We start from the raw sequence: 15,795 nt of genomic DNA, 5'->3' as shown, positions 1-15,795 counted from the left end.
TTTAAAAATAAAAAGGCACGCTTATATAGCGTGCCTTTTTGTTTTAGTATGGTGTTATCGGCTTAATTCGCCGCGCAGGTCGTCTTGCATTAAATGGCGAATAGTCTCAATTTCTAGTTTTTGACTAAACAAGTAATGCAACTTAGTCAAGCATGCTTCTAGTGTCATATCGTATCCACTAATAACACCAATATTTAATAGGGCATTACCTGTGGCATAACCGCCCATGTTTACATGACCTTTTAAGCATTGTGTTAAATTAACAATAACCATACCGCGTTTACTTGCTTCACTTAAGACGGATAAAAACTCAGGATCCTGAGGTGCATTGCCCACACCAAAGCTAAGTAAAACTAATGCTTTAATATTATCATTGACTAAGCTTTTAACTACGTCTCTGCTAATACCTGGATATAAGTAGAGCACACCAATAGGTTGAGGGGTAATGGGCGTAACTTGCAGCTCGTTTTCAACGTAAGGACTAAGTTGACCTTTAATGAGTTGAATACTAATACCAGAGAGGGCTAAAGGTTCAAGGTTAGGTGAGGCAAAAGCATTAAAACCATCTGCATGTGCTTTAGTTGCTCTATTCCCTCTAAATAACTGATTATTAAAAAATAAGCTAACTTCTGCTATTGGGTAATTTGCGGCTAAATACATTGCATTGAGTAAGTTAACTTGCCCGTCTGAGCGCAATTGTGAAAGCGGAATTTGCGAACCAGTAACAATAACTGGCTTAGTCAAGTTTTCGAACATGAACGAAAGTGCAGAAGCGGTATACGCCATCGTATCGGTACCATGAAGAACAACAAAACCATCGTATTCTTGATATTTACTTTTGATGTCATCAGCAATGAGTTGCCAATGAGCGGGCGACATATCTGATGAGTCGATAAGAGGGCAATACTCGTGAATATCGAATAAAGGCATTTCATCACGATTAAATTCAGCATTATTAACGACTGTTTCGGTTAAAAAGCCTTCGGCAGGGATATATCCACGGCTCGATTTTTTCATTCCTATAGTACCGCCAGTGTAAGCGATATAAATGCGTTTGCGTTTCATAAAAAAAGCCCAGTAAAAAAACTGGGCTTATTATAACCTTAAGCTACTTTAAATACAGCAGCTAACGGCTGGGATGCATTTTTATTGTGCAATAGTACATACTAAGCAGCGTGCGTATACGCCTTGCGGATCGTTGTAATCTTTAAGGTTTTCTACTTTTGAGCTTAGCTGACTTATAACACTTTGTAGGTTAGCTTGTGTGGCTAATACAGATGTCTTTTGTGTTTGTAGCCCTAGCATTGACTTAACCGATGCATTGCCAAAAACATCTTGCATCATTTGTTGTTGCGGGCTTAAGTCTTGTTTTATCGTTTTAACTTCAAAGTGATTTAATTTTGCCAGTGCTGCAGCGGCGTTAATTGCATCTTGTTTATCACCCAGCTTATCTATTAAACCTAATTCGAGTGCTTGAGATGCGATCCATACACGGCCTTGTGCAATTTTATCAACTTGCTCTGGGGTCATATTACGTGCATCAGCCACAACATTTAAAAAGCGACCGTACGCTTCTTCAACGCTCATTTGAATTACTTGGCCCATTTTTTCGTTAAGAGGGCGGGTGATAGAAAAGCCAGCCATTTCGGTTGTTGCTACACCATCCGAATAAACACCAATTTTAGAAAGGGTTTTTTCAAATGTCATAAACGTACCAAATACACCAATTGAGCCCGTAATCGTACTCGGCGCTGCCCAGATTTCGTTTGCGGCTGAGGCAATCCAATAACCACCTGATGCAGCAACAGAGCTCATAGAAGCAATAACGGGTTTACCCGCTGCTTTAAGTGCAAGTACTTCAGCTCTAATTACTTCTGAGGCAAACATGCTACCACCACCAGAGTCGATGCGAAGCACAACCGCTTTCACTTTATCATCAAGGCGTGCCTTACGAAGAAGGGCAGCAGTAGAGTCGCCACCAATTTCGCCAGCTCGGCGTTCACCGTCAACAATGGTACCTCTCGCTACAACAATGGCTACTTTTTCAGTAATTGGGTTATCAAATACCATAGGTGGTTTAACTAAGCTTAAATAGTCACGAAATGATACTTGCTTAAATGTTTTACCATCTTCGTCTTCACCAACTAAATCAATAAGCTGCTTGCGGACCTGTTGAGTTGTTTTTAATGAATCAACCCACTGATGATCAATTGCATATTTTCCTGCATCGCCGTTTGCTGCTTGCATTTTAGCGAGATATACATCCATTTTTTCATCAAAATTTGACTCATCAAATGGGCGAGCTGCAGCAACATCTTGTTTGTATTCATTCCAAAGTGCCCCTAACCAAACACGATTAGCTTGTTTTGCAGCATCAGACATATCATTGCGAATAAATGGTTCAACGGCTGACTTAAACGTACCGACACGAAAAATATGCTGTGTTACTTCTAACTTTTCAAGTGCATCTTTAAAGTAAAGTGGATACATGGCGAAACCTTCAATGGCTACGCTTCCGTATGGATGCATGGTAACTTCGTTGGCATGTGACGCAATGTAGTATTGCGCTTGTGTGTAGTAATAACCTGACGCAATAACTTTTTTGCCTGTTTCTTTAAAGCGGTCAATAGCATTTGTAATTTGTTTAAGCTTATTTAAGTGCGCTTTAGGCATTTCTTGTAAATCAAGGAGTAATACCGTAATACGTTCGTCCTTAGCGGCTTCATTAATTACTTTTACTATGTCGTCTAGTAAAATCTCGCTCGGCACTTCAGAGCCTGATGTTGCATCACTAATAGCGGCTTCAATTGGATCGACATAAGTTTTTTCTTCAACAATAGGGCCGTTAAGGTTGAGTCTAAGTACAGAGCCATCTTCAACAGTTATTTTATCTTCATCACTAGTAATACCCGCAATAAAAACAATTACAAGTAATAAAAACAGAATATTAAGTACTAATCGACGAGAAAAATTGATCCCAGTCCAAATACCTTTAAATATTTTTGCTATCAAAATAGCTCCTTAAGTTGGTACAGCTGATACATTTACTCCATCTTATCTCAGAATAAAAATAAGTTTAACTGCTAAATCGTAACGAAGTGTTTATGAATATGTTCAAGTGCGCGTAATGGCAGCTTTTTTTTTGTTTTAATATTATTTTTTAAACTAAATTAATGCGTATCAATGATTATTTAATACTATTACGAGATTAATAATTAAATACAGTCATATATTGCATATTACTTGCGATTAAAGCAGAATTAACTAATGTATACAGGTTAGACCAGTTAACGGGGCACAAGATGTTAGAACAACAATTACAATTAAAACACACGCAATTACGTAACCGCTTAGTAATGGGCTCAATGCATACAGGCCTTGAAGAAGGTTGGCATAACCGAAAACGCTTACGCGCATTTTATGAAGCACGCGCCAAGGGCGGCACCGCAATGTTAATTACAGGTGGATATAGCCCTAATTTACGCGGCAAGTTAACGCCTATTTCGTCATCATTTAATAGTTATTATGATGTATTTAAGCACCGCGCGTACACCGATGCAGTGCATAAACACGGCGGAAAAATTTGTTTGCAATTACTCCACGCTGGGCGTTATGCGTATCATCCATTTAATCAAGCCCCTAGTGCTATAAAAGCACCTATTAACCCTTATAAACCAAAAGCGATGTCATTAGGGTCTATTAAAAAAACAATTAAAGACTTTGCGCACTCTGCTTATATGGCTGAAAAGGCAGGATACGATGGCGTTGAAGTAATGGGCTCTGAAGGTTATTTAATTAACGAATTTATGGCGCCGCATACGAATAAGCGTACAGATGAGTTTGGTGGCAGTTTAGAAAATAGAATGCGTTTAGCATTGGACATAGTAAAAGCGGTTAGGGCAAAAGTATCTGAACAATTTTTAATTATTTTTAGGTTGTCGGTTATTGATTTAATTCCAAACGGCTCAACACCTGAGGAAGTCATTACTCAAGCAACTGAGCTTGAAAAAGCAGGCGTTGATATTTTTAATACCGGTATTGGTTGGCATGAAGCTCGTGTGCCTACGATTGCGAGTATGGTTCCGCCAGGTGCATTTAAAGAAGCATCAAAACGTTTAAAAGACGTGGTGAGTGTTCCTGTAATTGCTGTTAACAGAATTAATACGCCAGAGATTGCTAACGATATTTTAAATGCAGGCGAAGCCGATTTAATTTCAATGGCCCGACCGTTACTTGCCGATCCTGAGTTTTTTAATAAATACGCGAACGAGCAATCTAAGCAAATTAATATTTGTATTGGCTGTAACCAAGGTTGTTTAGATCATGTATTTAAAAATAAGCGTGCTACCTGTTTAGTTAATCCTCAAGCTGCGTTTGAGCTCGATTACCCATTAGAGCAAGCTGCTGAAGTCAAAAATGTGCTTGTTGTTGGCGCAGGCCCAGCGGGTTTATCAGCAAGCTGTTATTTGGCCCAAAAAGGTCACAAAGTAACGTTAATTGACCAAAAAATGCAAATGGGCGGTCAGTTTAATTTAGCGATGCAAATACCAGGTAAAGAAGACTTTAACCACACATTAGCTTATTACACGAATGAGTTGGAACGCTTAAACGTAGCGGTCGAATTAGGAAAAGCCTATAACGATAGCATGCTTGAAAACTACGACGATGTTGTTTTTGCAACCGGGGTAAGACCACGAGAAGCAACTATTAAGTGCGATGATGGTAAACGCGTTTTTGCTTATGATGAAGTTATTCGCGGTGAGGTTGAGTTAGGTAAATCAATTGCCATTTTAGGTGCCGGTGGCATAGGTTTTGATATGGTTGCCTTTTTAAGTGAACACAAATCGCAAAGTATCGCTGATTTTAAAACGCAATGGGGTATTGAATGTCAGCCGCAGCCACATAAAGATGAACGCCAATTGTATATGTTAAAACGAAGTGCAGGGCGCTTTGGTAGTGAGCTTGGTAAGACAACGGGTTGGATACACCGTCAAGTAGCAAAACAGCATGGCGTTAAGCAAATTGCTGATTGCCAATATAATAGTTTTGATGAAAAAGGGCTGTCTATTACCGTCGCCGGTGAAACACAGATACTACCAGTTGATACTGTTATTGCCTGTATTGGACAGGTATCAAATAATGAAGTGCTTAAAGACTATGCTGATAATGCAAAAGTGCATGTCATTGGCGGGGCTAAACTTGCTTCAGCGATTGATGCTAAACGCGCGATATTTGAAGCCCTACAAATTGCGCGAAGTATTTAACCAGATTTTAGGTTATCTAACGTGACTAGCTTGGTATGAAATACTTTTTGTTTTAGTGCGGTCTTGGTTGTTTATAGTCTATAACTTAGTAAACAATGAACAAACGGGACACGCATGAGAAACAAAATAATAAGTATTTACGATATAATACAGGCTAAATTATCATTTTTAGATGGTTTTCCTGCTTTACTTTTTCGCTTGATTTTAGCGCCTGTGATGATTATCGCAGGCTACAATAAACTTGCCATAAGCGCTGAAACCACAAGCTTCCTCGATAACTTTTTAGCTTCTCCCGACGTTGTTCAATGGTTTGGCAATACTGAATGGGGGTTAGGATTACCTTTTCCCGATTTACTTGCTTTTTTAGCGGGGTGGAGTGAGTTTCTAGGTGGCTGGTTTTTATTGTTTGGTTTGCTAACCCGCTTAGTGAGTATTCCGCTGATGTTTACAATGGTGGTTGCTGCTACATCTGTGCATTGGCATAATGGCTGGTTTGCAATAGCGCCTACAAACCCCGATACCAGCGCGGCACAAGTACTTGATTGGTTGTCTATTCCAGGTGCTAAAGAAAGCCTCGAAAACTCGCTAGAAGTACGCGATAGAATTGGCATTATTCGTAATTTAGTCGAAGAGCATGGTTCTGCTGATTATTTATATGAAAAAGGAAAGCCCTCAATTTTAAATAATGGTATTGAATTTTCAGCTATCTACTTTGCTATGCTATTGAGCTTGTTTTTTATGGGTGGGGGACGTTTTGTCAGTATTGATTATTGGCTAAAGCGAAGTGTTGTAAAACAATGACGCACTAAATATATGATTATTAACGGTCACATAAATTTATTTTATGTGGCCGTTTTGCTATCGATATTTATTTTTTCAGGTTTTAAATGTTACTCTAGCGTTTTATTTTTGAGGAAACGTGATGAACGCAATTGAGCTTTTACTTACCCGCCAGTCTGATCCAAAATTAACTGAGCCTGCGCCAAATAGTGAGCAGCTAGCCATTATCCAACAAGCTGCATTACGAGTTCCGGATCATGGGTGTTTAGCGCCGTGGCAGTTTATTATTGTACAAGGTGATGCGCGCCATACATTAGGTGAAATCTATCATCAAAGCGCAGTGACTGAGCAACAAGCAGAAAAAGCGATTAATCGTGCTAAGGAATTACCACTGCGCGCGCCTATGATTATTATCGCAATTGCAAAATATCAAGATCATCTAAAAGTACCGCGTATAGAGCAAGTACAGAGTGCAGGATGTAGTGTATTAGCCATGCAACAAGCCGCATTTGCACAAGGCTTGGGGGGCGTTTGGCGTACCGGTTATTTTGCACAAAGCCCAGCTGTAAAAGCGGCGCTTAATTTGTGCGAGCATGATGAAATTGTTGGTTATTTATATTTAGGTACACCTGTAGTTAACTGTAAAAAGTCACCTCGCCATAAACCAGAAACTTATTTTAGCTATCTGTAAAATAGTATGAACTTTATGCACCTTTCATAGTCACAATTTTTTACGCTTAACATTACACAATTAAGCAATGAATGGTGAGGCTGTGAGAAGCGCTCGGATGCAATAATGGTAATATTTCTTCTTCAGTTTGTTTTTTAATCGGTTGTTTTTTGATAGTGTATGGAAAGTCTCAACAAAAATAACAATAAAGAAGACTTATATTATGGGAAATCTATTTTTACAAGAAAAAGAAAATTGGTTAGCGTGGTCAATCTGGGGGATTTTAGGGGCATTTTTAACCCTATATATAGGCATGAGCACGAATGCAGCGCTATTCATCGCATGCTCTGCCATAGGTGTGCTTGCAGTATTAACATGGTGGATGCAGCAATCAAAACGGTTCGGTTTTGCTCGTGCATTTAAAATCTGCTGTTATGTCTTGTTATTAAGTGCTTTACCTGCGGTTATGCTCGTTGTAGTACCAAGTGGAGAATTAAATCATTTTGACTTGATTTTTCAAAGTATTACTCTTTTTACGCTTAGTTTATTAATATGCTTAATTTGTTCGTGGATTGCACGAAAACCAAAGCAGTATTATTAGCCTTAGGTAGTGGTTATTTTAGTAATTGAGTTATTTTTTAATTTTTTATATATTAAGCCTTTACAAATTACGCATTTACCCCTATTATCCGCGCCGTACGGAGAGATGGCAGAGTGGTCGAATGCACCGGTCTTGAAAACCGGCATGGGTTTATAGCCCATCTAGGGTTCAAATCCCTATCTCTCCACCATTATTTAAAAAACCGCCTTATTGGCGGTTTTTTGCTATGTGGAAGTTAAAAATGACAAAATCTATTCAATCAATCCCACTGCGATTAATTAAACATATTTTATTATGGACCGTGTTTAGTTATTGCTACCACAGTGCAATTACTTTGCTAGTTAAAATGGCAGCCGATGCACAACCAGAATACCCCCTTATTACTGCATTAATTTATGGTGTTGGTTTCAATCTTTTAACTGCTCATTTAATCACAAAATACGATAAACATTGGCCCACTATTGCTTCGATATTTATTGGTTTTGTAGGGCTTATAGTTGTGCCATTTTTGTTGTCTGGCAAAGTAGGGTTGCTTACCTTGCCCTTGCTTGCTGGAATTTTATTCAGTTTAGTGGTGAGTAGTTATATTGTTGGCCTATTAAAGGTAAAACTCAGCAAAAACTAGACCCAAAAACGGTTTATTTTGTGATAGCATAGCTGCGTCTTTTAACTAACAAAACGTGAAAAACACATTATGTCAGATAATTTTACTACAGATGCTGAAAAAGCAAGTTACGGTATTGGCTTACAAATGGGTGAGCAACTTAAGTCTAATCCTTTTGAAGGCTTAAACCTAAATTCAGTGTTTGAAGGCATGAAAGATGCGTACGCAGGTAGCGCTTTTCAAGTTGAGATCCCTGAGATCCAAGCTGCATTCGAAAAAATTAACGAAGAGATCCAAGCTCGTCGTGAAGAAGAATCTAAAGTACTTTCTGCTGAAGGTGTTTCTTTCTTAGAAGAAAATGCTAAACGCCCTGAGATCACAGTTACAGAGTCTGGTCTTCAATACGAAGTACTAGCAACGGGTGAAGGCGAAAAGCCAACTGCTGAATCTACAGTTCGTGTTGATTACCACGGTACATTAATTAACGGTACTGTTTTTGATAGCTCATACGAGCGCGGCCAACCAGCTGAATTCCCAGTTGGTGGCGTGATCAAAGGTTGGACTGAAGCATTACAAATGATGCCAGTAGGAACTAAATGGCGTATCTACGTTCCTCATGAGCTTGCTTATGGTGAACGTGGCGCGGGTGCTGCAATTGCACCTTTCTCAACGCTTGTATTTGACGTTGAACTACACGAAATCATTTCTTAATTTAAATAGATTTTAAACTTAAGAGTTTAAAAAGCCGTATTCAATTTGAATACGGCTTTTTTGTGTCTGTAATTTAAGAACTTTATGGATGCTAAAAATAAAAAACCGCATTAATAAAATGCGGTTTTTAAATATATAAACTAAAGAGCTATTTGTTAGTTAACCTGAAATCTGGATAATAATACCAACCTGCATAAACCTTTGATCAATTTAACGAATTAAATTGCACTATAACGTCGTTAAAAATTTTTTATTTAGAACAACTAGATATAAAAACTTTTGCCTAGTTCTAGCGTAATTTTCTTAACGTTAAATAGACCCCATATATAAGCAGATTGGTATAAATCTATCTCGAGCAGCTATTTTCAGCGCTAACTGCGTTGAATTTACTTGCAATAGGCCAGCTATTGACGCGTAAATTCGCCTTGTTTCCACTGAAAATCTCTGGCTAGAGAAAATAAATTTAAATATCACCATGATTCAATACGTTAGTAAATCTCTTAACCAGAGATCAGGTTAGTTATTAAAAATAACCACGAATACCAAAACGGAAGTTTCTACCAGGTAGTGGGGCTTTATCTTTGATAAATGAACTGTGTACAAAGCCTAGCTCGTCGGTAATATTATCCACATTGATGTAAAGTTGTGCATCTACAGCGCCTAAACCTAATTGGTAGTTAGCCTGTGCATCGAATAATGTATAACCATCTGTTTGTGTTTCAAACGCCGCTACATCGTTTTGATCAAAGTAATGAGTACCTGTTAGTGTTAATTGTAAGTCACCTAAATCATACTGTAACTCAGAGCCTAATTTATTAGCTGGAATACGGGGTAAATTCCCCGCGTTGTCTTTTAACTTTACACGCGTTGAGTCACCGAATACTTTAACCATTGCGTTCGACGTTACTTGATAATGCGCGTCAAATTCAATTCCGTAAAGCTCAGCGTCTTTACTATTAAACTGATATACCGCAACAGCATCGTGATGAGCGCCGATAGCAGATTCTAAACCGTCTTCTTCATCGAAAACTAAACCGGTATTCTCTTGAAAATAAAAGTTTTTGATATCGTTATAGAAAAAATTAACGGTATAACCAAAGTCTCCACTAAAACGTCTAAGACTTAAATCTAGGTTTGTTGATGTTTCTTGTTTAATATTTTCAGGCTCAAAATGCGCTTCATTACCTTCAATGTTGTAACCAAGACCTAGCTCGTAAGTGCCGGTTGCAATGTGCAAGCCGTTTGACAATAGCTCTGCAGAGAGTGGCGCACGCTCTGAATGAGAAATACTGGTTGCAATACTGTGGCCAGGTTTGTACTGCCAAATAGCACCAGCAGAGACACTTAAATTAGTAAAGCTTTTGCTGTAACCGATTGTTTCTTCATCATCGTGGTCTTCTTCAATTTCGTCGTGATCATGACCGTGTTCGGCCTCTGAAATTTGGCTTTCTATTTTATAATCTTCAACTCGTGCGCCAAGCTCAACTGTTACATCACCAAATTCACGTTCTTCTAGTAAATACAACGCGTTTGTTGTGGTTACGCTCGCGGGTGTAAAGGCTTCTTCACCAATTGCATTATAGTCTGAATCACTATAGTGATAGCCAATCATACCGTGCCAATCAGCAAATTTATGTTCTACATTTAGACGCGCTTCTGTTGTTTGATTGGTAAATGTTGTGCCAACTGCACCGTCTTCAATCTCTTGATGGAAATAATCAGTGTAACCTACACGCAGGTTAATTGTTTCGATCCAATTATTATGTAGCGCGTAGCTTACAAGGCCTTGCCAGCGATCTTGCTCTAAATGCGCATAGACTGGTGCTTCAGCAGCTTCATCGTCATGCTCTGCGTGCTCTTCTTCGGTTTCACCTTCGTGGTCATGTTCGTGATGATGCTCATGTCCAGGAATTCCGTAATCAGTATTAATACTACCGTAAGAAAAACCAACCGTTAAATGCTCTCCAACATAGCTGCTGCCAAAGTTGAGTGTTTCGCTATCAATAAAGGTATTTTCTACTGAGTTTTCAATTTCAACATCGTCATCATCAGCAATGGTAAATGTAGGTGTTTGATAATCATCGCCGCTACGTTTAGTGCCATCAAAATGAAAGTTAAATCCTTCATTACCGGTTTCAAGTTTTGCAGCTACCGTATTTGAATTTGAGACTGTGTCGTGGCTGTACTCAGCAGCCCCCGTTAAGGTATCCATGCTGCTGGTAGGAATACGGTTGTCAACTACATTGACAACGCCACCAATTGCACCAGAGCCATAAAGTAGCGTGCTTGGGCCTCGTAGCACTTCAATTTGCTCTGCCGCTAAGCTATCGCTTGATGTCGCGTGATCAGGGCCAATTCGCGATGCATCACTGCTATCTAATCCGTTTTGAGTAATTTTAACGCGAGGGCCATCTAAACCTCGGATAATAGGGCTTGAAGAAACGGGACCAAAATAGCTCGCATTAACGCCAGGTAAGCCTTTTAGCGTTTCACCAAGGGTGGGTTTAGATTTATTTCTTAATTCATCACCAGATAAAACACTGACGGGGGAAATCATCTCTAAACTATTCTTATGAAGCGCAGAAGCATACACCACCACTGTTTCTACGGATGTTGGTTTTAGTGATACGCTTAGGTTATTTGATGAATCAGTTACAGCAATACGAGAGTCAATATAATTGTTTTTACTAATGTGTAATTGGCTTGCTGTATCGACTTCAATAGTAAATTCACCAAGTTCATTGCTTTTTACGCTTTGCGTTTTACCATGTATATGAATAGTCGCATTTTTAATTGGTTGATTTTTATCATCGATTACTTTGCCATTTACAGTCGCGGCCAGCGCCGAGTGAGAACATAAAACAGAAAGAAGAGCTGATGAGATTAGTGTTAGCTTAGTCATGAATATAAAAGTTCGCGGTTATTATGTTGTGATATACTATAACAATCCAGCGGCATTGGATCAATGATGTTATAGTATAACTTTTGTTTTTTGCGATCAATCTTCGAAAAATAAAGATGAAATGGAGCTTTGTACATTCCCAGAAAGCTTTTGCCTCCTCTAAAGTAATCGATTTAAGCCTAATTAACCTTTACAGATAAATTCAATTTGCAGTGCTTGAAATTTAGCCAAGTATCAGATTTTTAAATTATTTCTTACATTTTACGGCATACCCAAAAGGACTTTTTTCGTGCTACTATTATTTAATACTTTTCGGATAAGTGTTTAAAATAATATGTTTCAACCGGTTAGCTTATTTATAGGGCTTAGATATAGCCGCTCCTCAAAAGGAAATGCGTTTATATCGTTTATTTCGTTTTTTTCTATTGCCGGTATTGCGATTGGTTTAATCGCCTTATTTACCGTTAGTAGCGTAATGAATGGGTTTGAAAATAGCTTAAAAACTAACATGCTTGGCCTTATACCACACGTTGAGGTGCAATCAGATGCGCACACAAACTCGCAAATGGATACCCTCAAAGCAGACCTAGAACAATCACCCTATGTTGATCATGTAAGCCTATACCGCCACGGCGAAGCTATTTTACAAACCAATAAAGATTTACACGGCGTTTTACTGCAAGGCCTTTACGATGATAACGGCTCTTTGTATAAAATTGCCGATAAAATAGTGCAAGGTGATTGGAAAATCGTATTAACCAAAAACTACAGTATTGCTATAAGTCGTTATTTAAGCCGCAAGTTAGGCGTCGGTGTAGGTGATAAACTTCGCGTCATTATGCCAAATGCCTCAACCTATACACCCCTTGGGAGAATGCCAAGCCAACGTTTATTTAAAGTGGCTGCGATATACGAAACCGGCTCTGAAATAGATATGGCGCTTGCGTTTACCAGTGGGCCTTCACTACAACGGATACTAAAGCTGGATAAAAATACGGCCCCTAATTTAAGTGTATCGTTACATGAACCGTTTGCACTAAATGAATTTATTGAATCAAGCCAAGGTGTTTTTAAAGGTCACAATTACAGTGATTGGCGCAGTAGTCAGGGGACTTTATTTGCAGCCGTTGCTATGGAGAAACGGATTATGTCGATGTTGCTTGCCCTCATTGTATTGGTCGCTGTGTTTAATATTGTATCGGCACTGACCATGATGGTAAGCGAAAAACAAGGTGAGGTAGCCATACTACAAACGTTAGGGTTAACGCCTTCACAAGTACAAAAAGTGTTTATGGTACAAGGCTTATATAACGGCGTAATTGGTACCGCAATAGGCGCGTTTTTAGGTGTTATATTGAGTTTATATATAAATGAGTTACTTGCATTGGTGGGCTTGAACTTACTTGCGGGTATTGAGCTACCGGTAAAATTTGATATTTTGAGTTTAGTGATAATAGCGTCTGCCAGTATTGCTATGAGCTTTTTAGCTACCTTATATCCTGCGCGCAAAGCCGCGAAAGTAAAACCAGCAGAGGTATTACGTTATGAATGATTTAGTCATTAGTTGTGAAAATTTAAGTAAAGTTTATCAAGACGGCAACAATCAAGTTGAAGTATTAAAAGGCGTTGACTTAGCGCTCCAGCAAGGTGAAATGCTCGCCATTGTGGGTAGTTCTGGCTCAGGTAAAAGTACGCTTTTACATATACTCGGCACTTTAGATACTGCAAGTTCAGGTGTCGCTAAAATTAAAAATCAAGAAGTTGCAAAGCTTTCACGCACTGAGCAGGCCGCATTTAGAAATCAAAACTTGGGTTTTATCTATCAATTTCATCATTTATTAATGGAATTTAGCGCGGTTGAAAATGTAGCAATGCCACTATTAATTAAAGGGCTAAGTGCAAAAGAGGCTAAAGCTCAAGCGCTGGAAATGCTAGAAAAAGTAGGCCTTGCACATCGCAGCTCGCATAAACCTTCTGCGCTTTCAGGCGGGGAGCGCCAACGAGTAGCGATTGCACGTGCACTGGTTACTAAGCCAGCGCTTGTGCTTGCCGATGAGCCAACCGGTAATTTAGATAAACAAAATGCGATTAAAATTTACGATTTAATAAATGAACTCAACAAAAGTTTAAACACCAGTTTTGTAGTGGTCACACATGATTTAGAACTTGCCGATAAGCTAGGTAAAATTGCTTATTTAGACGATGGAAAACTAGCTATTAAAGAGTCGCAGCATGTTGCTTAGTGCATTTTTAAGTAAACGTTTTAGAGCTTATTCAGGTCACAAGGACGAAAAAAACGGCTTTGTTAGTTTTATCGCTAAAGCGTCGACTATTGGTATTTTATTGGGGGTTGCGGTTTTAATTGTGGCGTTGTCGGTAATAAATGGCTTTGAACAGCAATTAGTGCACAGGTTATTGAGTGTTGTGCCACAAGTTGAATATGTAGCGCCAAGTAGGCCTATTGCAAATTGGTCGCAAAAGGTGGAGAGCTTACAATCACAACCCCACGTAACAGGGGCTGCACCATTTATTGCTGTAAACGGTATGGCGCAATATAAAAGCCAACTAAAAGCAGTGGAAATTCGCGGTGTTGAGCCATCTTTAGAAAGCAATGTCTCGGCAGTTAACCAGTTTACCAGCGGTAAATTAGTGAGCCAGTTAGGCCTTGATGATGTAATTTTGGGGAAGCAAATAATAGAACAGTTAAATGCTAAAGTAGGCGATAACATTACGTTGCTTATTCCGCAAATAAGCCAAAAAGGTCAGTCATTATTAGCGCCTAAGCGAGTAACACTTAAGCTTGCCGGTGTTATCGAAATGGGTGGCCCGATTGATAGTACAGCTGCGTTTATACATCTCAGCAAAGCGCAGCAAGCATTAGGCTACGACGCAAGCCAAGTAACAGGGCTGCGATTAAGTGTTGATGATGTGTTTTCGGCGCATCAAATAGCGTTAAAAGTGGGTCAAACGATTGACGACTACGTGTATATTTCTAGTTGGTTTAGAACGCAAGGCAGCCTGTATCAAGATATTCAAATGGTGCGTACTATTGTTTATATTGTGGTATTTTTAATTATTGCTGTGGCAAGTTTTAATATTGTGTCCTCTTTAGTGATGGAAGTGCGTGAAAAACAAGGCAATATCGCTATTTTAAAAACCATGGGTGCTAAAGACAGTACTATTTTAGCAACCTTTGTATTGCAGGGCTTAATGCAAGCATTTGTAGGCGTGGCGCTAGGAACGCTAATTGGGGTGGTATTAGCGCTTAATATAAGTGAGCTATTTACTTGGATAAGCCAATTATTTGGTGAAAACCCCCTTGAAGGCGTTTATTTTATAGAGTTTTTACCGAGTAAATTAGTACTTGAAGACATCGGTATTACAGTGATTGTTACGTTTGCGCTGGCGATACTTGCTACTATTTATCCTGCATGGCAAGCAACGCGCGTCGATCCTGCCAAAGTGCTTGGTAACTAAGCTAACAGCTTAAATAAAAATTAATAGGGTGGTAATAGTAAATCTGTTAAACTAGGCGCTTATTTAAAATTAAGCAATAACTGCTTGGTTGCTATACCTCACTTTGGGATTTACTTTGACTAATAACGATATTTTACGCCGCATTCGCTACACTTTTAACTTAACTGATACTGCTACGGTCAATGTTTTTGCATCAGCAGAGCATACGGTCACCAAAGAGCAAGTAATTGCATGGTTAACTAAAGAAGGTGAAGAGGCTTTTACCCCAATAAGTGATACTGAGTTTGCTAGCTTTTTAAATGGGTTTATTAATACCCAGCGTGGCAAACGCGAAGGTGAGCAACCAGAGCCCGAGAAAAAGCTAAACAACAATATTATCTTTATGAAACTACGTATTGCTTTGAATATGAAAGCAGAAGATGTGATAGCAACGCTTGCACTGGTTGATTTTGACTTAAGTAAACATGAACTAAGCGCGTTTTCTCGTAAAGTAGACAATAAACATTACCGTGTTTGTAATGACCAAATATTACGTTTATTTTTAACCGGCGTGCAAAAACAACATCGCCCAGAAGAGTCTGGCGAGTAACTCGTTTAGCTAGTTAGTTTTTAGTTGATAGGCTTTGTGTATGCGCAATGCATTAGTTCAAAGCCTATTAATTATATACCCCGTTTAATCCTCATCATTGCACAACACAATTCATCAAGTACTTTAATGAAAGTAGCTTCTATAGCATTTAGTTTTATATTACTTAAAAGTGGTCTTTAACCAAACGATTTAAAAAA

Annotated in this window: 13 protein-coding genes and 1 tRNA gene; 11 read left to right on the top strand and 3 right to left on the bottom strand. The window is 38.9% G+C overall.

Annotated elements, in window-relative coordinates; genetic code table 11:
• Positions 1 to 54 precede the first annotated feature (54 nt).
• Both ansA and sppA read right to left on the bottom strand, forming a co-directional pair.
• Positions 55 to 1,065, bottom strand: coding sequence for an asparaginase (gene ansA, locus PALI_RS07840; protein WP_138585350.1), 1,011 nt, complete (start codon positions 1,063 to 1,065; stop codon positions 55 to 57).
• Between the two features lie 81 nt (positions 1,066 to 1,146).
• Positions 1,147 to 3,012: a signal peptide peptidase SppA gene (gene sppA, locus PALI_RS07835; RefSeq protein ID WP_193155491.1), complete on the bottom strand. Its 1,866-nt coding sequence runs from the start codon at positions 3,010 to 3,012 to the stop codon at positions 1,147 to 1,149.
• A 290-nt stretch (positions 3,013 to 3,302) separates the two neighbouring features.
• On the opposite strand from sppA, the gene PALI_RS07830 reads away from it, so the two are divergent.
• From PALI_RS07830 to PALI_RS07800, 7 genes are all read left to right on the top strand, one after another.
• The gene (locus PALI_RS07830; protein ID WP_193155490.1) at positions 3,303 to 5,264 is read left to right on the top strand and encodes an oxidoreductase; all 1,962 of its coding nucleotides are present in this window, start codon (positions 3,303 to 3,305) and stop codon (positions 5,262 to 5,264) included.
• Between the two features lie 114 nt (positions 5,265 to 5,378).
• Complete coding sequence (locus tag PALI_RS07825; RefSeq protein WP_193155489.1) at positions 5,379 to 6,065, top strand: HvfX family Cu-binding RiPP maturation protein; 687 nt, start codon at positions 5,379 to 5,381, stop codon at positions 6,063 to 6,065.
• Between the two features lie 121 nt (positions 6,066 to 6,186).
• On the top strand, positions 6,187 to 6,735 hold the full coding sequence (locus PALI_RS07820; protein ID WP_077538058.1) for an NAD(P)H nitroreductase: 549 nt from the start codon (positions 6,187 to 6,189) through the stop codon (positions 6,733 to 6,735).
• Positions 6,736 to 6,937: 202 nt separating this feature from the next.
• Positions 6,938 to 7,315: a hypothetical protein gene (locus PALI_RS07815; protein WP_193155488.1), complete on the top strand. Its 378-nt coding sequence runs from the start codon at positions 6,938 to 6,940 to the stop codon at positions 7,313 to 7,315.
• A 99-nt stretch (positions 7,316 to 7,414) separates the two neighbouring features.
• Positions 7,415 to 7,505: transfer RNA gene (locus PALI_RS07810), tRNA-Ser, on the top strand.
• A gap of 51 nt (positions 7,506 to 7,556) precedes the next feature.
• Positions 7,557 to 7,940, top strand: coding sequence for a hypothetical protein (locus PALI_RS07805; protein ID WP_193155487.1), 384 nt, complete (start codon positions 7,557 to 7,559; stop codon positions 7,938 to 7,940).
• Positions 7,941 to 8,009: 69 nt separating this feature from the next.
• On the top strand, positions 8,010 to 8,630 hold the full coding sequence (locus tag PALI_RS07800; RefSeq protein ID WP_077538055.1) for an FKBP-type peptidyl-prolyl cis-trans isomerase: 621 nt from the start codon (positions 8,010 to 8,012) through the stop codon (positions 8,628 to 8,630).
• A gap of 523 nt (positions 8,631 to 9,153) precedes the next feature.
• Here the strand turns inward: PALI_RS07800 and PALI_RS07795 are convergent.
• Positions 9,154 to 11,532 (bottom strand): TonB-dependent receptor, encoded by a 2,379-nt coding sequence (locus tag PALI_RS07795; protein ID WP_193155486.1) that lies wholly within the window; start codon positions 11,530 to 11,532, stop codon positions 9,154 to 9,156.
• A gap of 334 nt (positions 11,533 to 11,866) precedes the next feature.
• Between PALI_RS07795 and PALI_RS07790 the strand changes: the two genes are divergently transcribed.
• The 4 genes from PALI_RS07790 to PALI_RS07775 all read left to right on the top strand — a co-directional run bounded on the left by PALI_RS07790 (position 11,867) and on the right by PALI_RS07775 (position 15,598).
• Complete coding sequence (locus PALI_RS07790) at positions 11,867 to 13,084, top strand: lipoprotein-releasing ABC transporter permease subunit (RefSeq protein WP_193155485.1); 1,218 nt, start codon at positions 11,867 to 11,869, stop codon at positions 13,082 to 13,084.
• Positions 13,077 to 13,775: a lipoprotein-releasing ABC transporter ATP-binding protein LolD gene (gene lolD, locus PALI_RS07785; protein WP_077538052.1), complete on the top strand. Its 699-nt coding sequence runs from the start codon at positions 13,077 to 13,079 to the stop codon at positions 13,773 to 13,775. Before PALI_RS07790 ends, lolD begins: the two co-directional genes overlap by 8 nt.
• Complete coding sequence (locus tag PALI_RS07780; RefSeq protein ID WP_193155484.1) at positions 13,765 to 15,009, top strand: lipoprotein-releasing ABC transporter permease subunit; 1,245 nt, start codon at positions 13,765 to 13,767, stop codon at positions 15,007 to 15,009. Before lolD ends, PALI_RS07780 begins: the two co-directional genes overlap by 11 nt.
• Positions 15,010 to 15,124: 115 nt before the next feature.
• Entirely contained in the window at positions 15,125 to 15,598 is a 474-nt protein-coding gene (locus tag PALI_RS07775) for a YehS family protein (protein ID WP_193155483.1), read from the top strand.
• Positions 15,599 to 15,795: the final 197 nt, after the last annotated feature.

This window comes from Pseudoalteromonas aliena SW19 (assembly GCF_014905615.1).
Lineage (GTDB): Bacteria > Pseudomonadota > Gammaproteobacteria > Enterobacterales > Alteromonadaceae > Pseudoalteromonas > Pseudoalteromonas aliena.
Note: the sequence above shows the minus strand (reverse complement) of the source record. Positions and strands in the feature narration are given on the sequence as shown.